Consider the following 19,936-nt stretch of genomic DNA (forward strand, 5'->3'; position numbering starts at 1 on the left):
CGGTCTGTTGCATGGCTGTTGCGTGAATGATCGTATATTGACGTTTGCCCGCCACCAACCGCCTATTCTGCGATACAATGCTCTCACGTTATGTACCGGAGAATCAGGCATGTCCCATCCTGCGCTTACGCGACTGCGTGCGCTGCGCTATTTTGCCGTTATGCCGCCCCTGGCGCCGCCCCTGAGTGACTGGCTGCTGCTGGAGGACTCAATGACCCAGCGTTTTGAGCAACAAGGAAAGCAGGTCACCGTCACCCTGGTTAACGAAGGGTATATCGGGCGTGAGGCGCTGGCTGACGAAGCGGCGCTGTTGCCCGACGAGCCGCGCTACTGGCTGCGGGAGATTATACTCAATGCCGATGGCGAGCCCTGGCTGGCCGGACGCACGGTGGTGCCGGAGTCGACGCTGTGTGGGCCGGAGCTGGCGCTACAGCAGCTCGGGCAGACCCCGCTGGGCCGATACCTGTTCACGTCGTCGACGTTAACCCGCGATTTTATTGAAATTGGTCGCGATGCAGCGCTGTGGGGGCGTCGTTCCCGTCTGCGGCTGAGTGGCAAACCCCTGCTGCTGACCGAGCTGTTTTTGCCTGCGTCGCCGTTGTACTAAGAGGAAGAAAAAATGGAGTGGAGTCTGTCGCAGAATAAGCTGTTGGCGTTTCATCGCCTGATGCGCACTGACAAACCGATCGGCGCCTTGCTGCTGCTGTGGCCGACGCTGTGGGCGCTGTGGGTGGCCTCGCCGGGCGTCCCGCCGCTGTGGATCCTGGCGGTATTCGTCGCCGGCGTCTGGCTGATGCGCGCCGCCGGCTGCGTGGTGAATGACTATGCCGATCGAAAATTTGATGGTCACGTAAAGCGTACCGCCCGCCGTCCGCTGCCGAGCGGCGACGTCACCGAGAAAGAGGCGCGAACGCTGTTTATCGTTCTGGTGCTGCTCTCCTTCCTGCTGGTGCTCACCCTCAACACCATGACGATTTTGCTGTCGGTGGCGGCGCTGGCGCTGGCGTGGGTCTATCCGTTTATGAAGCGCTACACCCATCTGCCGCAGGTGGTGCTGGGGGCGGCCTTTGGCTGGTCGATCCCGATGGCCTTCTCGGCCGTCAGCGAATCGCTGCCGCTGAGCTGCTGGCTGATGTTCCTCGCCAACATTCTGTGGGCGGTGGCCTACGATACCCAGTATGCGATGGTGGATCGCGATGACGACGTCAAGATCGGCATTAAATCGACGGCGATCCTGTTCGGCGAAAACGATCGTCTGATTATCGGTATCCTGCAGGTGGCCGTGCTGGCGCTGATGGGCGCGGTAGGCTGGCTGAACGGGTTGGGCTGGGAATACTACTGGTCGCTGTTCGTGGCGGCGGGTCTGTTTGGCTGGCAGCAGAAGCTTATCTTCAATCGCGACCGCGATAACTGCTTTAAAGCGTTTATGAACAATAACTACGTCGGGCTGGTGCTGTTCCTCGGCCTGGCGATGAGCTACCTGTAAAATCCCTGTCCCCATCCCCCCGGTTTGCCGGGGGGCGAGGAGGACAGCAAACGCCGCGTTACGCGTCGTCCTGCGTGACGCTTTCGATCGTCAGACGTACATCCGACGTAATCAAATCCGCCAGCATCCGATAGACCTTCAGGGTCTCTTCCGGCTCGGCATCGCCCGTATCGCTGATATAGCCTTCATCGCGCAGGGTCAGCACCAGGGTACTGAACACCGCTTTATCGAAGAACTCCGGCGCGTTGATGCCATGCAGCACCGACAGGCGCTGAGCCACGGTACGGCTCTCTTTCTCCAGCGAGCTGCGGTTGATAGACGGGTTAGCGCTCAGCAGCCAGAAGGTAATGGCGTAGCGCTGCAGCGTCTCGCGGGCGCCTGCGGCCAACAGCTGCAGAGAGCGAGAGTGCGACGGGTTGAGGCTCATCACATCGCCATCGATGACGATCAGCTCCTGACGCAGCATCTCGGCAATCAGCGCATCCATCACTCCGGCCAGCTCCGCTTTCTCCCAGCGCAGGAACAGCTCGGCTTTGAGGAACGGATAGAGCGTTTCCACATGGCGCAGCACTTCGGCGCGGCTGAGATGACGATGCTGAGTCACCAGGGCGGCTAACAGCGACGGCATCACCAGCATATGGGCGATGTTGTTGCGATAGTAGGTCATCAGCACCGCCTGCTCGCGCGGCAGAATGATGATGTCGCCAATGGTGTCTTTCTCGACTTCGAACTTGTTCATCTGCAGCGCGTGGTCGATAAGCTCGCTGGCCGAAGCGGACGGCGCGGTGGCATCCGGCGAATAGGGCACATTGCGCAGCAGCGCGAGGTAACACTCCAGCTGCTGGGTGAGCTGCTCACGGGTCAGCGAACGCTGGCGGGAGGCCAGCAGCGCCGTACAGCAGAGGTTCATGGCGTTGGCCGCGCCGGCGTTGTTGATGCGTACCATCAGGTCAGCGGCGATGTTATTCACCGTCGGCGTCAGCCAGGAAGGGCGGACCGCTTCGATCGGGTCAATCGCTTCCCGCCACTCCGGCACATGGTGGTTCAGATAGGTCATCAGCGGCAGCGGTTCGCCGAAGTTAACGTAGCCCTGGCCAAGATTGCGCAGCTTGCTTAAGCCGCGCACCATCTGCGGCAGACTCTCTTTCTCTTTGGTGGCGCCGCGCAGCTCTTTGGCATAGGTCCCTACCTCCATCACGTGCTCGTAGCCGATGTAAATTGGCACCAGGGTGATCGGCCGGGTGCCGCCGCGCAGCATCGCCTGGATGGTCATCGACAGCGTACCGGTCTTCGGATCGAGCAGACGGCCGGTACGGGAGCGGCCGCCTTCGACGAAATACTCTACGGAATAGCCGCGGCTGAACAGTTCGCCAAGGTACTCGCGGAACACCGTGGAGTAGAGCTTATTGCCCTTAAAGGTGCGGCGAATAAAGAACGCGCCGAGGCGGCGGAAGATTGGCCCGGCTGGCCAGAAGTTAAGGTTGATACCCGCCGCGATATGCGGAGGCACCAGCCCCTGGTGGTACAGGACGTAAGAGAGCAGCAGATAGTCCATGTGGCTGCGGTGGCAGGGGACATAGACAATCTCATGGCCGTCGTGCGCCAGCTGGCGTACGCGCTCGGCGTTATGCACGTTGATGCCCTGGTACAGGCGGTTCCAGGTGAAGCCGAGAATGCGGTCGGTCAGGCGGATCATCTCGTAAGAGAAGTTCGCGGCAATCTCTTCCATCAGCGCAATCGCGTTCTGCTGGGCCTTCTCGTGGGAAATTTTCTTGCTGCGCGCTTCGTCTTCCACCGCCCGGGCAATGGCCTTCGACGCCAGCAGCTTGTTAAACAGATCCTGGCGGGCCGGCAGACGCGGGCCGACGGCGGCCAGGCGCTGGCGGGCAAAATGCATCCGCGCGACGCGAGCCAGTTTCTGGGCGATGATCTTATCGGTACCGTGCTCATCCGCCATGCGGCGCAGCGATACGGAAGGCGAGAAGCGCACGAAGCTGTCGCGGCCGAGCCAGGAGACGGCGAAAAATTTCTGAATGCCGTTAAGCATCCGCAGCGGCGGATTAACTTCCCCTTTCTCACGACCCGGCGAGCGGCCGAACATCACCGACACCGGTACCATTTGCACATCGAGATCCGGATGGTTGCGGTGCAGATCGAGGTAGTCGTGGAACAGCTTGATGGACTCTTCTTTTGGCGTGTAGTAGGTGAATACGCGCGGCCCGCCGTGGATGAATACGTAGCGCGGCAGCAGGGCGCCGTCGATTTCCAGCGGTTCAAGCGGGTCAGGTAAATCATGCGCCAGACATTGGGCGCGCAGCGTCAGCAGGTCCGCCTTGGAGTTATAGGGCAGGACGTACATGACCGGACGCGAGGTATCGAGTCCTAATTCCTGAGCAGGCTCTGCCGGAATAGACTTGCTTTTTACCAGCACCCGTAATGGTAAATTCAGTAATTTATAGTAAATTCGTTGCCAGCCGGACATAAACGATGTGAAGCCTCTGGTTAATCATGCAAATGCGCGGCAAGAATAACAGAAAGCGGGCAAAATTTCCGTTACCGCGCGGCAAACGCGTACACTCATCGACGTCATTTACATAAAAAGGTTTTGTGATGGCCAATAATACCACCGGGTTAACCCGAATCATTAAGGCGGCAGGTTACTCCTGGAAAGGATTTCGCGCGGCGTGGATCAACGAGGCCGCGTTTCGTCAGGAAGGTGTCGCCGCCATCGTGGCCGTCGCGATAGCCTGCTGGCTGGACGTCGACGCCATCACCCGCGTATTGCTGATTGGCTCGGTCCTGCTAGTGATGATAGTCGAAATTCTCAACAGCGCGATTGAGGCGGTCGTGGACCGTATTGGCTCGGATTATCACGAGCTTTCAGGGCGCGCCAAAGACATGGGGTCGGCGGCGGTCCTGCTGGCGATAATCATCGCGCTGATCACCTGGGGAACGCTGCTGTGGAGCCATTATCACTAACGTTCTTCGCTAACCCTCGCAAAATATAAACAATCTGCCGATTTTTGTGTGCCATGTGGTTCCAAAATCACCGTTAGCTGTATATACTCACAGCATAACTGTATATACACCCAGGGGGCGGAATGAAAGCGTTAACGACCAGGCAGCAAGAGGTGTTTGATCTCATTCGGGATCATATCAGCCAGACGGGCATGCCGCCGACGCGTGCGGAGATTGCTCAGCGCTTGGGGTTCCGTTCCCCAAACGCGGCGGAAGAACACCTGAAAGCGCTGGCGCGTAAAGGCGCAATCGAGATCGTCTCCGGCGCCTCGCGCGGTATCCGCCTGCTGACGGAAGAAGAGCACGGCCTGCCGCTGATCGGCCGCGTCGCCGCCGGTGAGCCGCTGCTGGCGCAGCAGCATATTGAAGGCCACTATCAGGTCGACCCGTCGATGTTCAAGCCCAACGCCGATTTTCTGCTGCGCGTCAGCGGGATGTCGATGAAAGACATCGGTATTCTGGATGGCGATCTGCTGGCGGTCCACAAAACCCAGGATGTGCGTAACGGCCAGGTGGTGGTAGCGCGCATTGACGATGAAGTGACGGTGAAGCGCCTGAAAAAGCAGGGCAACGTCGTCGAACTGTTGCCAGAAAACAGCGAATTTACCCCTATCGTTGTCGATCTGCGTCAGCAGAGTTTTACCATTGAGGGTCTGGCCGTTGGCGTGATCCGTAATGGAGAATGGCTGTAACGCCTGCCCCCGCGCAGCGTCATCTGATGCATGACGCTGCGACGTTTGTCCTCAATCAGGTCTCCGAACATGCTGCTCAACGCTGCCGATAAAGCGCTGTGGCGCCTTGCACTCCCCATGATTTTCTCCAATATCACCGTCCCGCTGCTGGGGCTGGTGGATACCGCGGTGATCGGCCACCTTGACAGCCCGGTATACCTCGGCGGCGTCGCGGTCGGAGCGACGGCCACCAGTTTCCTGTTTATGCTGCTGCTGTTTCTTCGCATGAGTACCACCGGGTTGACCGCTCAGGCCTGGGGGGCCAAAGATCCGCTGCGACTGGCACGGGCGCTGGTGCAGCCGCTGGCTCTGGCGCTGGGCGCCGGGGTGTTGATTATCCTGTTTCGCCTGCCGTTGATTAACCTCGCCCTGCATATCGTCGGCGGCAGCGAGGCGGTTCTCGAGCAGGCGAGACGGTTTCTCGATATCCGCTGGCTCAGCGCTCCCGCGTCGCTGGCCAACCTTGTGCTGCTCGGCTGGCTGCTGGGGGTCCAGTATGCCCGGGCGCCGGTGATTTTGCTGGTGGTCGGTAATCTGTTGAATATTGTGCTCGACCTGTGGCTGGTGATGGGCCTGCGGATGAACGTCCAGGGGGCGGCGCTGGCCACGGTCACCGCGGAGTACGCCACTCTCATTATCGGCCTGATGATGGCGAAGCGGGTGCTAACGCTGCGCGGCGTGTCGCTGGCGATGCTGAAAAACGCCTGGCGCGGCGACATGCGCCGTCTGCTGGCGTTGAATCGCGACATCATGCTGCGCTCCCTGCTGCTGCAGCTGTGCTTTGGCGCGCTGACCGTCTACGGCGCCCGTCTGGGCAGCGATATCGTGGCGGTCAACGCCGTACTAATGACCATGCTGACCTTTACCGCCTACGCGCTGGATGGCTTTGCCTATGCCGTGGAGGCCCACTCCGGCCAGGCCTACGGCGCGCGCGACGGCAGCCAGCTGCTGGAGGTGTGGCGGGCGGCCTGCCGGCAGTCCGGTATGGTGGCGCTGGCGTTTGCCCTGGTTTACAGCCTGGCGGGGGAGTACATCATCGCGCTGTTAACCTCACTGCCTTCTCTGCAGCAGCTGGCCGATCGCTATCTGATCTGGCAGACCATCCTGCCGGTGGTCGGGGTCTGGTGCTATCTGCTGGACGGCATGTTTATCGGCGCGACGCGCGGCGCGGAGATGCGGAACAGTATGGCGGTCGCCGCGGCCGGCTTCGCCGTGACGCTGCTTACGGTCCCGGCGCTCGGCAATCACGGCCTGTGGCTGGCGCTGGCGGTGTTTCTCGCGCTGCGAGGCCTGTCGCTGGCGCTGATCTGGCGCCGCCACTGGCGACGCGGCACCTGGTTTAGTTAGCCCTTTCTCTAGCTCGCCATTATCGGTGAACGTCCTCCGGTCGCGCCAGGTTTGCCGGAGCGACTCAGTAGCCCGGCGAGCGTAGCGCGTGCCGGGAAAACCACCTTCAGCGTTTCCAATGAAGGCTATGGTTAAAAATTCCGAATAACGAATCGGCGCCAGCATTCTCATCTATAGTTAATACCATGTCCGGCACAAAACGGGCTGTAAACCCACCGAATGATGAGGACGTTATCATGAATAAAGACGAAATCGGCGGTAACTGGAAACAGTTGAAAGGTAAAGCCAAGGAACAGTGGGGCAAACTTACCGATGACGATATGACCGTAATCGAAGGGAAGCGCGACCAGCTGGTCGGCAAAATTCAGGAGCGTTACGGCTATGAGAAAGATCAGGCTGAGAAAGAAGTCTCAGACTGGGAGCATAAGAACGACTATCGCTGGTAGCGTTCCGTGATCCGAAGAATGAAGCATTTGTGTTAGTGCCTGTCTAAATGGCGCAGGGACGCGCCGTTAACCCTTTTTCCCGCTGCGGCTGCCGCTCAGCGGGCTTTCTTTTTGAGCTGAATCGTATGATCGTGCTGGCAGTGTCCCGGCGTGCTGCAGGCTTCCACTTCCACGCAGCTCGCGCAAAGGCCATGAGCTTCAATCACGTTGTGGCGCAGGGCGAAGCCCATTCTGGCCGCCAGCGTGTGCATGATATCTTCCACCCCTTCAGCCGCCTCTTCCTTCACCACGCCGCAGCGGTCGCAGATAAACATGGCCGAGCTGTGGGTTGGCTGGTCAAAGAGATGACACAGCACATAGCTGTTGGTCGATTCCACCTTGTGGACAAAACCTTGCTCGAGTAAAAACTCCAGCGCGCGGTAGACCGTCGGCGGCTTTGCCTGCGGCTCTTTCTCACGCAGCAGATCCAGCAGGTCGTAGGCGCTGATTGCCCCTTGCTGCAGGCTCATCAGGCGCAACACTTCCAGACGCTGTGGGGTCAGGCGTACGCCGCGTTGCGCACACAGCTTTTCAGCATGCACTAACATCTCTTGCGAAGGGGACTTATCCATGAGCATCCTCAGGTTGCGTGAAATTGAATCTGTTACTTTATCACGTTCCGCGGAAAACGCCGAGACCCGACGGGTGATGCGGGTCATACTTCAGATTGTCGGCGCCAGTCCACTCCCTGGCGCTGGCCGCTGACGCTCGTGGAGGCTGCGCCTTAGCCGGTCGTTAAAACCGTATGCCCGATTTAATCGCAACACGCCTGACCCAGGGTATGCTATATCTGAAGTGTCTCATTTTCGGGAGAAAACGATGAAACGACCTGATTGCATTCGCCACTGGCGCGAACTGGAAGGGCCCGACGATGCCACTTATCCCGACAGCCCGGAGCGTTTTTCCATTGGCGCGCCGCTGGGGCGCGGTTTACGCCTCAACCGGCTGGGGATCCACCACGAGAGACTGCCGCCCGGGCGGCGCACCTCTTACCCGCACGCGGAGAGCGATGAGGAAGAGTTCATCTATGTGCTGGAGGGCTATCCGGAAGTGTGGATAAATGGCTATCTCTGGAAGCTGGAGCCGGGCGATAGCGTGGGTTTCCCCGCCGGCACCGGTGTTTGCCACACCTTTCTCAATAACACCGAGCAGGAGGTTCGTCTGTTGGTGGTGGGTGAGGCCAACAAAAAGTACAACCGAATTTACTACCCGCTCAATCCCGGCTATGCCGCGACGCGCCAGGATCGCTGGGTTGATCATCCGCCGCAGTTCTTTGGCCCACATGACGGCAAACCGCGGATAAAGTAATCGACACCGGGAAGGGGCGAAGCGCGGCGCACTACGCGCCTGTGGTTTATCTTTATGCTATAGTAGCGCCCCTTTTTACCCGGATGCTTATTTATTCGCCATGATGCCTGAATCAACGTCACCTGTTTTTCCTGCTCACCGCTTCTCCATCGCGCCGATGCTCGACTGGACTGACCGGCATTGCCGCTACTTCCTGCGGCTGCTGTCGCGGCATACGCTGCTGTATACCGAAATGGTGACCACCGGGGCGATTATTCACGGCAAAGGGGACTATCTGGCCTATAGCGAAGAAGAACACCCGGTTGCTCTGCAGCTCGGCGGCAGCGATCCGCAGGCCCTGGCGCAGTGCGCGAAGCTGGCCGAGGCGCGCGGCTATGATGAGATCAATCTCAACGTCGGCTGCCCCTCCGATCGGGTGCAGAACGGGATGTTTGGCGCCTGTCTGATGGGGAATGCCCAGCTGGTGGCCGACTGTATCAAAGCGATGCGCGATGTGGTGTCGATCCCGGTCACGGTGAAGACCCGTATCGGCATCGACGACCAGGATAGCTATGAATTCCTTTGCGATTTCATTGAGACGGTCTCCGGCAAGGGCGAATGTGAGATGTTTATTATTCACGCCCGCAAAGCCTGGCTCTCCGGTCTGAGCCCGAAAGAGAACCGCGAGATCCCGCCGCTGGATTACCCCCGCGTCTGGCAGCTGAAGCGCGACTTCCCCCATCTGACGATGGCGATTAACGGCGGCATCAAATCGCTGGATGAAGTCAGAGCACAGCTTGAGCATATGGATGGGGTGATGGTCGGGCGTGAGGCCTATCAGAATCCGGGCATTCTGGCTTCGGTCGACCGGGAGATTTTCGGCGTCGCCGGCGCGGATGCCGATCCCGTGGCCGTCGTGCGGGCCATGTACCCGTATATTGAGCGCGAGCTCAGCAAGGGTACTTATCTGGGCCATATCACCCGTCATATGCTGGGACTGTTTCAAGGTATCCCGGGCGCCCGCCAGTGGCGTCGCTACCTGAGCGAGAATGCGCATAAAGCCGGCGCCGACATTGCGGTGCTGGAGCAGGCCCTGAAGCTGGTGGCCGATAAGCGTTAGTTTCTCACCAAAACCTGGTGAAATTGACCACGCCCCGCACACCATTGCGGGGCGTTTTCTTTTAAATTCAATTATTTATTGTTGGCATGTTTTTTGTAATACCTGCAGAGCGACATATTAATGACTGTGGGGAGAGAGCCATGCTGGAACTGTTATTTGTCATCGGATTTTTTGTCATGCTGCTGGTCACCGGCGTATCGCTGTTGGGGATTATCGCCGCCATCGTGGTGGCTACGGCGCTGATGTTCGTCGGCGGTTTGTTTGCTTTAATGATTAAATTGCTGCCGTGGCTGCTGTTGGCGGTGGTGGTGGTGTGGGTTATTCGGGCACTGAAAACCCCGGACGGAAACGCTTTTCGCGACAATAACCGTTGGCGTTACTAAGGTATTGAGGGGTATGTCACAACCTGAACAATTTTGCACAGAACCGCGTAGGCATTACTGCGCAAATCTGTCACTATTAGCGCGTTAACGAATTCATCGCGCTGTACCCTACATACAGCCGAACTAAAAAAAAGTAAGGGCTTCCCAGGTGGAAGCCCTAAACTTTTGTCCCTTTGTCCGCTTACGGCAGCAGCAGACTCGACCCCTGTGTCACCCGGCTCTCCAGAACTTCATGCGCCCGTCGCGCTTCGGTCAGCGGATAGGTCTGACTCTCGGGCACGTCCACTTTAATCACGCCGCTGGCGATCAGCGAAAACAGCTCACTGCAGGCTTCCGCCAGCTCTTCCCGGTTGGTGATATAGCCCTGCAGCGATGGGCGGGTGACGTACAGAGAACCTTTCTGGTTCAGGATCCCCAGATTAACGCCGGTTACCGGGCCGGAGGAGTTGCCAAAGCTGACCATCAGGCCGCGGCGTTGCAGACAGTCCAGAGAGGCTTCCCAGGTATCTTTCCCTACCGAGTCATAGACCACGGCGACTTTCTTACCGTCGGTGAGCGCTTTGAGCCGCTCCGCGATAGGTTCTTCGCGATAGTTAATCACCTGCCAGGCGCCCGCCGCTTTGGCGCGCTGCGCCTTCTGCGCGCTGCCGACGGTGCCGATAAGTTTCGCCCCCAGCGCTTTCGCCCACTGACAGGCTATCAGCCCCACGCCGCCGGCGGCCGCGTGAAACAGGAACATCTCATCAGGCTTAATTTCATAGGTTTTACGCAGCAGATACCAGACCGTTAATCCCTTGAGGAACGACGCGGCGGCCTGTTCGAAAGAGATGGCGTCCGGGAGGACCGCCGCTTTGTCGGCCAGCACATTGTGCACCGTGCTGTAGGCGCCGAGCGCCGACTGGGCGTACACCACCCGATCGCCTACCTTAATGTGCGATACCCCATGGCCAACTTTACTGACGACGCCGGCCGCTTCGGTGCCGAGGCCGCTCGGCAGCGAGGGCGGCGGATAGAGGCCGCCACGAACATAGGTGTCGATATAATTGATACCGATGGCTTTGTTTTCGACCTGAATTTCATGCTCAGCGGGATCGCGGGGCGTGAATTCAACCGCCTGAAGCACCTCCGGCCCCCCGTGTTTTGAAAATTCGATGCGTGTTGCCATGTTCGCTCCTGTGTTGTTCTGAGATTATCCAGTAAGCTTAACAGCCTGCGGCGGCGGCGACGGATTTTCTTACCCGCCTCAGGCCAGTCACGCTGAATGGGTTCTTTAGCGGCAATGGCTTTCTCGCTATACTGTCACGCTCTTTTCCGTATCGGTGAAACGTTAGGCTATGGCAGGAAATAAACCCTTCAACAAACCACAGACAGAAACCCGCGAACGCGATCCGCAGCTCGCCGGGCTGAAAGTCCCGCCGCACTCGATTGAAGCGGAGCAGTCGGTGTTGGGCGGTTTAATGCTGGATAACGAGCGCTGGGACGACGTCGCCGAACGCGTCGTTGCCGACGACTTTTATACCCGTCCGCATCGTCATATCTTTACCGAGATGGCGCGCCTGCAGGAGTCGGGCAGCCCGATTGACCTGATCACCCTCGCGGAGTCGCTGGAGCGTCAGGGACAGCTGGACAGCGTGGGCGGCTTCGCCTATCTGGCTGAACTGTCCAAAAATACCCCCAGCGCGGCAAACATCAGCGCCTATGCCGACATCGTGCGCGAACGCGCGGTCGTGCGCGAGATGATCTCGGTGGCCAATGAAATCGCCGAGGCCGGCTTCGACCCGCAGGGGCGAACCAGCGAAGATCTGCTCGACCTCGCCGAGTCCCGCGTCTTTAAAATCGCTGAAAGCCGGGCCAATAAAGACGAAGGGCCGAAAAACATCGCCGATGTCCTCGACGCCACCGTCGCCCGTATCGAACAGCTGTTCCAGCAGCCCCACGACGGCGTTACCGGGGTCAACACCGGCTACGACGACCTCAACAAAAAGACCGCCGGCCTGCAGCCGTCGGATCTGATTATCGTCGCCGCCCGTCCGTCGATGGGTAAAACGACCTTCGCCATGAACCTCGTGGAAAACGCAGCGATGCTGCAGGACAAGCCGGTACTCATCTTCAGTCTCGAGATGCCCTCGGAACAGATTATGATGCGTTCTCTGGCCTCGCTGTCGCGCGTCGATCAGACCCGCATTCGTACCGGTCAGCTGGACGATGAGGACTGGGCGCGGATCTCCGGCACCATGGGCATTCTGCTGGAAAAACGTAACATCTATATCGATGACTCCTCCGGCCTGACGCCGACGGAAGTGCGTTCCCGCGCGCGGCGTATCGCTCGCGAGCACGGCGGCATCGGGCTGATTATGATCGACTACCTGCAGCTGATGCGCGTGCCGTCGCTCTCCGACAACCGTACCCTCGAGATCGCCGAAATCTCCCGCTCGCTGAAGGCGCTGGCCAAAGAGCTGCAGGTGCCGGTGGTGGCGCTGTCGCAGCTGAACCGCTCGCTGGAGCAACGTGCCGATAAACGCCCGGTCAACTCTGACCTGCGTGAGTCCGGTTCTATCGAACAGGATGCCGACTTAATCATGTTCATTTACCGTGATGAGGTCTATCACGAGAACAGCGATCTGAAGGGCATCGCGGAAATTATCATTGGTAAACAACGTAACGGCCCGATCGGCACCGTGCGACTGACCTTCAACGGCCAGTGGTCGCGTTTCGATAATTATGCTGGCCCTCAGTATGATGATGAATAATCCTTCCTCCTTCTTTAATTAAGGAATTCAAATGCAAGCGGCAACTGTAGTTATCAACCGCCGCGCTCTGCGACACAACCTGCAACGTCTGCGTGAACTGGCGCCTGCCAGCAAACTGGTTGCGGTGGTGAAAGCGAACGCCTACGGACACGGTCTTGTTGAGACCGCGCGAACGCTGACCGACGCCGACGCTTTTGGCGTCGCCCGCCTGGAAGAGGCGCTGCGCCTGCGAGCGGGGGGGATCGCCCAGCCGATCCTCCTGCTGGAAGGCTTTTTTGCGGCGGAAGACCTGGCGGTGATCGCCGCTCAGCGTCTGCATACGGCGGTGCATAGCCCCGAACAGCTGGCGGCGCTGGAGCAAGCCGACCTCCCCGAGCCGGTGACCGTGTGGATGAAACTGGATACCGGTATGCATCGCTTAGGGGTGCGCCCGGAGGAAGCTGAGGCGTTTTATCAGCGTCTGAGCCAGTGCAAAAACGTCCGCCAGCCGGTCAACGTGGTGAGCCACTTCGCCCGCGCCGATGAGCCGACCTGCGGCGCCACCGAACGGCAGCTGGATATCTTCACCACCTTTACCGAAGGCAAGCCGGGATGGCGCTCTATTGCCGCCTCGGGTGGCATCCTGCTGTGGCCGCAGTCGCATTATGACTGGGTGCGTCCGGGCATTATCCTGTATGGCGTGTCGCCGCTGGACGATCGCTCCACCGGGAAAGATTTTGACTGTCAGCCGGTGATGACCCTGACGTCCAGCCTGATTGCCGTGCGCGAGCATAAAGCAGGGGAGCCCGTCGGCTACGGCGGCACCTGGGTCAGCGAACGCGACACTCGGCTCGGCGTGGTCGCGATGGGCTATGGCGACGGTTATCCGCGCGCCGCGCCGTCGGGCACCCCAGTGCTGGTCAATGGCCGCGAAGTGCCGATTGTCGGCCGGGTGGCGATGGATATGATCTGTGTTGACCTCGGCCCGCAGGCCGAGGATAAAGCCGGCGACGCGGTGGTGCTGTGGGGAGAGGGACTCCCGGTAGAGCGTATCGCCGAGATAACTAAAGTGAGCGCTTACGAACTTATTACGCGACTGACCTCCCGCGTCGCCATGAAATACCTCGACTAAGCCTCGTTCGTACCGGATAGCTCAGACGCTGGTCCGGTACGCAATCGGTATAGCCGCAGACAAAAAAGCGGTTTATACCGCTGCGCAGTCACTTTCCCCTCAACATCCTCTCGACCTGCCGTCATATCCGGTTTATTGTGTAAGAACCTGCCCTATGTAAACCTGGAGATACATCGCGTGTTTCAAAAAGTTGACGCCTACGCCGGCGACCCAATTCTTTCTCTGATGGAACGCTTCAAAGAAGACCCGCGAAGCGACAAAGTCAACCTGAGTATCGGGCTGTATTACAACGATGACGGCATTATCCCGCAGCTGCAGGCGGTGGCGGAAGCGGAAGCGCGCCTGAACGCCGAGCCGCACGGCGCCTCGCTGTATCTGCCGATGGAAGGGCTGAGCGGCTACCGCCAGGTGATTGCCCCGCTGCTGTTTGGCGCAGAGCATAGCGCGCTTAAGCAAAACCGCATCGCCTCCATTCAGACGGTCGGCGGTTCGGGCGCGCTGAAGGTCGGGGCCGACTTCCTCAAACGCTACTTTCCTGAGTCTCATGTCTGGGTCAGTGACCCGACCTGGGAAAACCACATCGCCATATTTGAAGGGGCTGGCTTCGAAGTAAGTACTTACCCCTGGTTTGATAAAGCCACCAACGGCGTGCGCTTTGAAGCGCTGCTGGCGACGCTGCAAACGCTGCCGGCGCGCGACATTGTGCTGCTGCACCCCTGCTGCCACAACCCGACCGGCGCCGACCTGACGCCGGAACAGTGGGATCGTGTGGTGGAGATCCTGAAAGCGCGTCAGCTGATCCCGTTCCTCGACATTGCCTACCAGGGCTTTGGCGCAGGGCTGGAAGAGGATGCCTACGCCATTCGCGCCATCGCCAGCGCCGGGATGCCGATGCTGGTCAGCAACTCTTTCTCCAAAATTTTCTCCCTGTACGGGGAGCGCGTCGGCGGCCTGTCGGTGGTCTGTGAAGACAGTGAAACCGCAGGCCGCGTGCTGGGCCAGCTGAAGGCCACCGTGCGCCGCAACTACTCCAGCCCGCCGAGCTTTGGCGCGCAGGTGGTGGCGACGGTGCTGAACGATGCCGGGCTGAAAGCCACCTGGCAGGCGGAAGTGGACGCCATGCGCGCGCATATCCTGACCATGCGTCAGGCGCTGGTCGACGCGCTGCAGCAGGTTGCTCCGGGCAGCAAAGTGGATTATCTGCTCAAGCAGCGCGGGATGTTCAGCTACACCGGCTTCAGCGCGGCGCAGGTGGATCGCCTGCGCGACGAGTTTGGCGTCTACCTGATTGCCAGCGGACGTATGTGCGTGGCGGGGTTAAACTCACGTAATGTTCAGCAGGTAGCGAAAGCCTTTGCCGCGGTAATGTAAGCCGCTCTCCAGCAGGTTGTCTCTGCCGGTCAACGGGCAGAGGCAACCCCCTCTGATTGTGATCATCCTCTTTTTCTATGACATCAGCGCGAAAAAGGCTTTTCATCCCTGTCGCCTGCGGGTAAGGTCGGGACGTTACTAAGCATGCACATTATTGAAAACAATAATGATTGATAGATTTAGGGATAAATATGCGCAAACTTACTCTCGCCCTTGCGGCGGCCTCTCTCCTGTTCACGCTGAACAGCGCCGTCGTGGCGCGCGCCTCCACGCCGCAGCCGCTGTGGGTCGGTACCAACGTGGCCCAGCTGGCCGAGCAGGCGCCGATCCACTGGGTTTCGGTGGCGCAAATTGAGAACAGCCTGCTGGGGCGCCCGCCGATGGCCGTCGGTTTTGATATCGATGATACCGTCCTCTTCTCCAGTCCCGGTTTCTGGCGCGGGCAAAAAACCTTCTCCCCCGGCAGTGAGGATTACCTGAAAAACCCGCAGTTCTGGGAAAAAATGAACAACGGCTGGGACGAATTCAGCATGCCAAAAGAGGTGGCGCGCCAGCTGATTGCCATGCATGTGAAGCGTGGCGACAGCATCTGGTTCGTCACCGGCCGCAGCCAGACCAAAACAGAAACCGTTTCTAAAACCCTGCAGGATGATTTCCTCATCCCGGCCGCCAATATGAACCCGGTAATTTTCGCTGGCGATAAGCCGGGTCAGAACACCAAGACCCAGTGGCTGCAGGCGAAGCAGATAAAGGTTTTCTATGGCGACTCGGATAACGACATTACCGCTGCCCGCGAGGCGGGCGCCCGCGGGATCCGCGTGCTGCGCGCCGCCAACTCCTCCTACAAGCCGCTGCCGATGGCCGGCGCGCTGGGCGAAGAAGTGATCGTCAATTCCGAATACTGATGGGCGCCTGAACGGGATAAACGGCAGCGGTGACGCTGCCGTTTTTTTATGCAAAATCCGGGGTGGAAGGTTTTACCTTTTCACGTATTGCTGCACACTTAGAGGGATTCATTCGCAAAAAGGAGTCGATGATGTGGTATCAGCAAACCCTGACGCTTGGGCCTAAATCCCGTGGTTTTCATCTGGTCACCGACGAAATCCTCGGCCAGATCCGCGGGCTGTCCGGGGTGAAGGTCGGCCTGCTACACCTCCTGCTCCAGCATACTTCCGCTTCCCTGACGCTCAACGAAAACTGCGATCCCACCGTCCGGTATGACATGGAGCAGTATTTTCTTAACGCCGTGCCGGACAATGCGCCGTACGAACATGATTATGAAGGCCCTGACGATATGCCGTCGCACATCAAATCATCGATGCTTGGCGTGTCGCTGATGCTGCCGGTCGAGGACGGACGCGTCAGGCTGGGGACCTGGCAGGGCATCTGGCTGGGGGAGCATCGGATACACGGCGGTTCGCGGCACATCGTTGCGACGCTCATGGGGGAATAAAAGATGACAATTTCGGAGTTATTGCAGTACTGCATGGCGAAGCCGGGAGCAGAGCAGAGCGTCCACAGCGACTGGAAAGCCACGCAAATTAAGGTCTCGGACGTGCTGTTTGCCATGGTGAAGGAGGTCGAAGACCAGCGGCCGGCGGTTGCGTTGAAGGCGAGTCCGGAGCTGGCGGAGCTCCTGCGGCAGCAGCATCGCGACGTCCGGCCCAGCAAGCATCTCAATAAAGCGCACTGGAGCACCGTCTTTCTGGATGGCTCGCTGCCGGATTCGCAAATCTACTACCTGGTCGATGCGTCTTACCAGCAGGCGGTGAAAATGCTGCCGGAGCCGGTCCGGCAGCAGCTTTCCCGCTAATTATTTCAGCATCGGCTTCAGGAAGCGCGCGGTGTGCGAGGCTTCGCACTCAGCGACGGTTTCCGGCGTACCGGAAACCAGAATTTCGCCGCCGCCGCTGCCGCCTTCCGGGCCGAGATCGACAATCCAGTCGGCAGTTTTTATCACGTCGAGGTTGTGCTCAATCACCACGATGGTATTGCCCTGATCGCGCAGCTGGTGCAACACTTCCAGCAGCTGCTGGATATCGGCGAAGTGCAGACCGGTGGTCGGCTCATCGAGGATATACAGCGTCTGGCCGGTACCGCGCTTGGACAGCTCGCGCGCCAGCTTCACGCGCTGCGCCTCGCCGCCGGACAGCGTTGTCGCCGACTGGCCGAGACGGATATAGGTCAGGCCGACATCCATCAGGGTTTGCAGCTTACGCGCCAGCGCCGGTACGGCATCAAAGAACTCGCGCGCTTCTTCAATGGTCATATCCAGCACTTCGTGGATGGTTTTGCCTTTGTACTTAATCTCCAGCGTTTCGCGGTTATAACGCTTACCTTTGCACTGGTCGCACGGTACGTAGATATCCGGCAGGAAGTGCATTTCGACCTTGATCACTCCGTCGCCCTGGCAGGCTTCGCAGCGACCGCCACGGACGTTAAAACTGAAACGACCCGGCGTATAGCCGCGGGAACGTGATTCCGGCACCCCGGCGAAGAGCTCGCGCACCGGCGTAAACACCCCGGTATAGGTCGCGGGGTTGGAGCGCGGCGTACGGCCGATCGGGCTCTGGTCGATATCGATGACTTTATCGAAGTGCTCCAGCCCCTGAATATCGCGATACGGCGCCGGTTCGGCGATGGTCGCCCCGTTAAGCTGACGCTGGGCAATCGGGAACAGGGTATCGTTGATCAGCGTTGATTTACCCGAGCCGGAGACGCCGGTAATGCAGGTAAACAGGCCCACCGGCAGAGTCAGCGTCACGTCTTTCAGGTTGTTGCCGCGCGCGCCGGTCAGTTTGAGGACTTTCTCCGGATCGGCGGGCACGCGCTGCTTCGGCACTTCAATTTTGCGCTTGCCGCTCATGAACTGGCCGGTCAGGGATTCCGGGACGGCCATAATGGCCTCCAGCGGCCCTTCCGCCACCACCTGGCCGCCGTGGACCCCGGCCCCAGGGCCGATATCGATCACATGGTCGGCGGCGCGAATGGCGTCTTCGTCATGCTCAACGACGATCACCGTGTTGCCCAAATTACGCAGGTGAATCAGGGTCCCGAGCAGTCGCTCGTTATCGCGCTGGTGCAGGCCGATGGAGGGCTCATCCAGGACGTACATCACGCCAACCAGTCCGGCGCCAATCTGGCTCGCCAGACGGATACGCTGGGCCTCGCCGCCGGAGAGCGTTTCCGCCGAACGGGAGAGCGTCAGGTAGTTGAGGCCGACGTTGACGAGGAACTTCAGGCGATCGCCAATCTCTTTCAGCACTTTTTCGGCGATTTTCGCCCGCTGGCCGGAGAGTTTCAGATTGTTGAAGAAGTCCATCGCGTGACCGATGCTCATATCGGAAATGGTCGGCAGCGGGGTGTTTTCCACAAACACGTGGCGCGCCTCGCGGCGCAGACGCGTACCGTCGCAGCTGGCGCACGGGCGATTGCTGATGAACTTCGCCAGCTCTTCGCGCACCGCGCTGGATTCCGTCTCTTTGTAGCGGCGCTCCATGTTATGCAGCACGCCTTCGAACGGATGGCGGCGTACCGAGGTGTCGCCGCGGTCGTTCATGTATTTGAATTCAATATTCTCTTTACCGGAACCGTACAGGACCACTTTCTGCACGCTGGCGCTGAGAGTGCCCCACGGCGCTTCGACGTCGAACTTGTAGTGCTCCGCCAGCGACTTCAGCATCTGGAAGTAGTAGAAGTTACGCCGATCCCAGCCGCGGATGGCGCCGCCCGCCAGCGACAGCTCCGGATTTTGCACCACGCGATCGGGGTCGAAATATTGCTGCACGCCGAGGCCGTCGCAGGTCGGGCAGGCGCCCGCCGGGTTGTTGAAGGAGAACAGGCGCGGCTCCAGCTCGCGCATGCTGTAGCCGCAGATCGGGCAGGCGAAGTTGGCGGAAAAAAGCAGTTCTTCCGCTTTCTCATCATCCATATTGGCCACGATGGCGGTACCGCCGGAGAGCTCCAGCGCGGTTTCAAACGACTCGGCCAGACGTTGCGCCAGATCGTCGCGGACCTTGAAGCGGTCGATCACCACCTCGATGGTGTGTTTCTTCTGCAGCTCCAGCTTCGGCGGATCCGAGAGATCGCAGACTTCGCCGTCGATCCGTGCGCGGATATAGCCCTGGCTGGCGAGGTTTTCCAGGGTTTTGGTGTGCTCGCCCTTACGCTCTTTAATAATGGGCGCCAGCAGCATCAGACGCAGGCCTTCCGGCTGGGCGAGGACGTTATCGACCATCTGGCTGACGGTCTGCGCCGCCAGCGGCACGTCGTGGTCCGGACAGCGCGGCTCGCCGACGCGGGCGTACAGCAGACGCAGGTAGTCGTGAATTTCGGTAATAGTACCCACCGTCGAGCGGGGGTTGTGAGAGGTTGATTTCTGTTCGATGGAAATCGCCGGCGACAGCCCTTCGATATGGTCGACGTCCGGCTTCTCCATCAGCGACAGGAACTGTCGCGCATAGGCGGAGAGCGATTCGACGTAGCGACGCTGGCCTTCGGCATACAGGGTGTCGAAAGCCAGTGAAGATTTGCCAGACCCGGAAAGCCCGGTGACGACAATGAGTTTGTCGCGCGGGATAACGAGGTTGATGTTTTTGAGATTATGGGTGCGGGCGCCCCGAACTTCGATCTTATCCATTCACCTTTCCCGGTAGGTAGATACACGGATTGCCTGGTTTGCTTGAAGGACAAACGGCAGAAACGGCTAATTATGACACAATTTAACCTGTCTGGATATACAGTATTGGAATGGCGCTGCGGGAAGCGTGTGAAAATTTGCATAGCGGCGGCATGTTTTCTGGAATTGGCTTAGCAGCTATCAAATTGTCCCTTTGTGGTGTTAGAAT

19 protein-coding genes are annotated in these 19,936 nt (G+C 59.3%); 15 read left to right on the forward strand and 4 right to left on the reverse strand.

What is annotated here, in order from left to right; genetic code table 11:
* Positions 1 to 109: 109 nt before the first annotated feature.
* Together ubiC and ubiA are read left to right on the forward strand one after the other, a co-directional pair.
* Positions 110 to 607: a chorismate lyase gene (gene ubiC, locus ACOI6Z_RS19965; protein ID WP_017900123.1), complete on the forward strand. Its 498-nt coding sequence runs from the start codon at positions 110 to 112 to the stop codon at positions 605 to 607.
* A gap of 12 nt (positions 608 to 619) precedes the next feature.
* The gene (gene ubiA, locus ACOI6Z_RS19970; RefSeq protein WP_002884808.1) at positions 620 to 1,486 is read left to right on the forward strand and encodes a 4-hydroxybenzoate octaprenyltransferase; all 867 of its coding nucleotides are present in this window, start codon (positions 620 to 622) and stop codon (positions 1,484 to 1,486) included.
* Positions 1,487 to 1,544: 58 nt separating this feature from the next.
* Here the strand turns inward: ubiA and plsB are convergent, their stop codons facing one another.
* Positions 1,545 to 3,968, reverse strand: coding sequence for a glycerol-3-phosphate 1-O-acyltransferase PlsB (gene plsB / locus ACOI6Z_RS19975; protein WP_017900122.1), 2,424 nt, complete (start codon positions 3,966 to 3,968; stop codon positions 1,545 to 1,547).
* 128 nt (positions 3,969 to 4,096) lie between these two features.
* Between plsB and ACOI6Z_RS19980 the strand changes: the two genes are divergently transcribed.
* The 4 genes from ACOI6Z_RS19980 (at position 4,097) to ACOI6Z_RS19995 (ending at position 7,028) form a co-directional block, all read left to right on the forward strand.
* A complete protein-coding gene (locus ACOI6Z_RS19980) occupies positions 4,097 to 4,465 on the forward strand; it encodes a diacylglycerol kinase (RefSeq protein WP_004206290.1) in 369 nt (122 codons plus the stop codon).
* 122 nt (positions 4,466 to 4,587) lie between these two features.
* Complete coding sequence (lexA, locus tag ACOI6Z_RS19985) at positions 4,588 to 5,196, forward strand: transcriptional repressor LexA (RefSeq protein ID WP_004206291.1); 609 nt, start codon at positions 4,588 to 4,590, stop codon at positions 5,194 to 5,196.
* 69 nt (positions 5,197 to 5,265) lie between these two features.
* Entirely contained in the window at positions 5,266 to 6,582 is a 1,317-nt protein-coding gene (dinF, locus tag ACOI6Z_RS19990) for an MATE family efflux transporter DinF (protein ID WP_044525128.1), read from the forward strand.
* A gap of 236 nt (positions 6,583 to 6,818) precedes the next feature.
* Positions 6,819 to 7,028, forward strand: a complete 210-nt coding sequence (locus ACOI6Z_RS19995; RefSeq protein ID WP_023291626.1) for a CsbD family protein — start codon at positions 6,819 to 6,821, stop codon at positions 7,026 to 7,028.
* A gap of 95 nt (positions 7,029 to 7,123) precedes the next feature.
* On the opposite strand, the gene zur is transcribed toward ACOI6Z_RS19995, so the two are convergent.
* On the reverse strand, positions 7,124 to 7,639 hold the full coding sequence (zur, locus tag ACOI6Z_RS20000; RefSeq protein WP_065813170.1) for a zinc uptake transcriptional repressor Zur: 516 nt from the start codon (positions 7,637 to 7,639) through the stop codon (positions 7,124 to 7,126).
* A gap of 247 nt (positions 7,640 to 7,886) precedes the next feature.
* Here zur and ACOI6Z_RS20005 point away from each other — a divergent pair, with 247 nt between their 5' ends.
* From ACOI6Z_RS20005 to pspG, 3 genes are all read left to right on the forward strand, one after another.
* Positions 7,887 to 8,375, forward strand: coding sequence for a cupin domain-containing protein (locus tag ACOI6Z_RS20005; protein ID WP_023291628.1), 489 nt, complete (start codon positions 7,887 to 7,889; stop codon positions 8,373 to 8,375).
* 100 nt (positions 8,376 to 8,475) lie between these two features.
* Entirely contained in the window at positions 8,476 to 9,474 is a 999-nt protein-coding gene (gene dusA, locus ACOI6Z_RS20010; RefSeq protein ID WP_072199093.1) for a tRNA dihydrouridine(20/20a) synthase DusA, read from the forward strand.
* A 140-nt stretch (positions 9,475 to 9,614) separates the two neighbouring features.
* Positions 9,615 to 9,857, forward strand: a complete 243-nt coding sequence (gene pspG / locus ACOI6Z_RS20015) for an envelope stress response protein PspG (protein WP_004206297.1) — start codon at positions 9,615 to 9,617, stop codon at positions 9,855 to 9,857.
* Positions 9,858 to 10,038: 181 nt separating this feature from the next.
* Here pspG and ACOI6Z_RS20020 read toward each other — a convergent pair whose 3' ends face one another.
* On the reverse strand, positions 10,039 to 11,022 hold the full coding sequence (locus ACOI6Z_RS20020) for a quinone oxidoreductase (protein WP_023291630.1): 984 nt from the start codon (positions 11,020 to 11,022) through the stop codon (positions 10,039 to 10,041).
* A gap of 169 nt (positions 11,023 to 11,191) precedes the next feature.
* Here ACOI6Z_RS20020 and dnaB point away from each other — a divergent pair, with 169 nt between their 5' ends.
* From dnaB to ACOI6Z_RS20050, 6 genes are all read left to right on the forward strand, one after another.
* Positions 11,192 to 12,607 carry a replicative DNA helicase gene (gene dnaB, locus ACOI6Z_RS20025; RefSeq protein ID WP_002884942.1) on the forward strand — a complete coding sequence of 472 codons (1,416 nt, stop codon included), beginning with the start codon at positions 11,192 to 11,194 and terminating at the stop codon, positions 12,605 to 12,607.
* A gap of 31 nt (positions 12,608 to 12,638) precedes the next feature.
* Positions 12,639 to 13,718, forward strand: coding sequence for an alanine racemase (gene alr, locus ACOI6Z_RS20030; protein ID WP_065813171.1), 1,080 nt, complete (start codon positions 12,639 to 12,641; stop codon positions 13,716 to 13,718).
* 177 nt (positions 13,719 to 13,895) lie between these two features.
* Positions 13,896 to 15,089 carry an aromatic amino acid transaminase gene (gene tyrB, locus ACOI6Z_RS20035; protein WP_047718372.1) on the forward strand — a complete coding sequence of 398 codons (1,194 nt, stop codon included), beginning with the start codon at positions 13,896 to 13,898 and terminating at the stop codon, positions 15,087 to 15,089.
* A 191-nt stretch (positions 15,090 to 15,280) separates the two neighbouring features.
* On the forward strand, positions 15,281 to 15,994 hold the full coding sequence (gene aphA / locus ACOI6Z_RS20040) for an acid phosphatase AphA (RefSeq protein ID WP_004151745.1): 714 nt from the start codon (positions 15,281 to 15,283) through the stop codon (positions 15,992 to 15,994).
* Between the two features lie 131 nt (positions 15,995 to 16,125).
* Positions 16,126 to 16,542, forward strand: coding sequence for a secondary thiamine-phosphate synthase enzyme YjbQ (locus tag ACOI6Z_RS20045; protein WP_004206303.1), 417 nt, complete (start codon positions 16,126 to 16,128; stop codon positions 16,540 to 16,542).
* A 3-nt stretch (positions 16,543 to 16,545) separates the two neighbouring features.
* Complete coding sequence (locus ACOI6Z_RS20050) at positions 16,546 to 16,902, forward strand: MmcQ/YjbR family DNA-binding protein (RefSeq protein WP_023291634.1); 357 nt, start codon at positions 16,546 to 16,548, stop codon at positions 16,900 to 16,902.
* On the opposite strand, the gene uvrA is transcribed toward ACOI6Z_RS20050, so the two are convergent.
* Positions 16,903 to 19,728, reverse strand: coding sequence for an excinuclease ABC subunit UvrA (gene uvrA / locus ACOI6Z_RS20055; RefSeq protein WP_023291635.1), 2,826 nt, complete (start codon positions 19,726 to 19,728; stop codon positions 16,903 to 16,905).
* Positions 19,729 to 19,936: the final 208 nt, after the last annotated feature.

The sequence above is a fragment of the Klebsiella sp. C239 genome, assembly GCF_048822715.1.
Classification (GTDB): Bacteria; Pseudomonadota; Gammaproteobacteria; order Enterobacterales; family Enterobacteriaceae; genus Klebsiella; species Klebsiella quasipneumoniae.

What these genes read in the sequence shown, in the direction of transcription:
- alr (WP_065813171.1), top strand. Translation starts at nt 12,639, where the DNA reads ATGCAAGCGGCAACTGTAGTTATCAACCGCCGCGCTCTGCGACACAAC.
- dinF (WP_044525128.1), top strand. Translation starts at nt 5,266, where the DNA reads ATGCTGCTCAACGCTGCCGATAAAGCGCTGTGGCGCCTTGCACTCCCC.
- dnaB (WP_002884942.1), top strand. Translation starts at nt 11,192, where the DNA reads ATGGCAGGAAATAAACCCTTCAACAAACCACAGACAGAAACCCGCGAA.
- plsB (WP_017900122.1), bottom strand. Translation starts at nt 3,968, where the DNA reads ATGTCCGGCTGGCAACGAATTTACTATAAATTACTGAATTTACCATTA.
- ACOI6Z_RS19980 (WP_004206290.1), top strand. Translation starts at nt 4,097, where the DNA reads ATGGCCAATAATACCACCGGGTTAACCCGAATCATTAAGGCGGCAGGT.
- ACOI6Z_RS20005 (WP_023291628.1), top strand. Translation starts at nt 7,887, where the DNA reads ATGAAACGACCTGATTGCATTCGCCACTGGCGCGAACTGGAAGGGCCC.
- ubiC (WP_017900123.1), top strand. Translation starts at nt 110, where the DNA reads ATGTCCCATCCTGCGCTTACGCGACTGCGTGCGCTGCGCTATTTTGCC.
- pspG (WP_004206297.1), top strand. Translation starts at nt 9,615, where the DNA reads ATGCTGGAACTGTTATTTGTCATCGGATTTTTTGTCATGCTGCTGGTC.
- zur (WP_065813170.1), bottom strand. Translation starts at nt 7,639, where the DNA reads ATGGATAAGTCCCCTTCGCAAGAGATGTTAGTGCATGCTGAAAAGCTG.
- uvrA (WP_023291635.1), bottom strand. Translation starts at nt 19,728, where the DNA reads ATGGATAAGATCGAAGTTCGGGGCGCCCGCACCCATAATCTCAAAAAC.
- lexA (WP_004206291.1), top strand. Translation starts at nt 4,588, where the DNA reads ATGAAAGCGTTAACGACCAGGCAGCAAGAGGTGTTTGATCTCATTCGG.
- dusA (WP_072199093.1), top strand. Translation starts at nt 8,476, where the DNA reads ATGATGCCTGAATCAACGTCACCTGTTTTTCCTGCTCACCGCTTCTCC.
- aphA (WP_004151745.1), top strand. Translation starts at nt 15,281, where the DNA reads ATGCGCAAACTTACTCTCGCCCTTGCGGCGGCCTCTCTCCTGTTCACG.
- ACOI6Z_RS19995 (WP_023291626.1), top strand. Translation starts at nt 6,819, where the DNA reads ATGAATAAAGACGAAATCGGCGGTAACTGGAAACAGTTGAAAGGTAAA.
- ACOI6Z_RS20045 (WP_004206303.1), top strand. Translation starts at nt 16,126, where the DNA reads ATGTGGTATCAGCAAACCCTGACGCTTGGGCCTAAATCCCGTGGTTTT.
- ACOI6Z_RS20050 (WP_023291634.1), top strand. Translation starts at nt 16,546, where the DNA reads ATGACAATTTCGGAGTTATTGCAGTACTGCATGGCGAAGCCGGGAGCA.
- ubiA (WP_002884808.1), top strand. Translation starts at nt 620, where the DNA reads ATGGAGTGGAGTCTGTCGCAGAATAAGCTGTTGGCGTTTCATCGCCTG.
- ACOI6Z_RS20020 (WP_023291630.1), bottom strand. Translation starts at nt 11,022, where the DNA reads ATGGCAACACGCATCGAATTTTCAAAACACGGGGGGCCGGAGGTGCTT.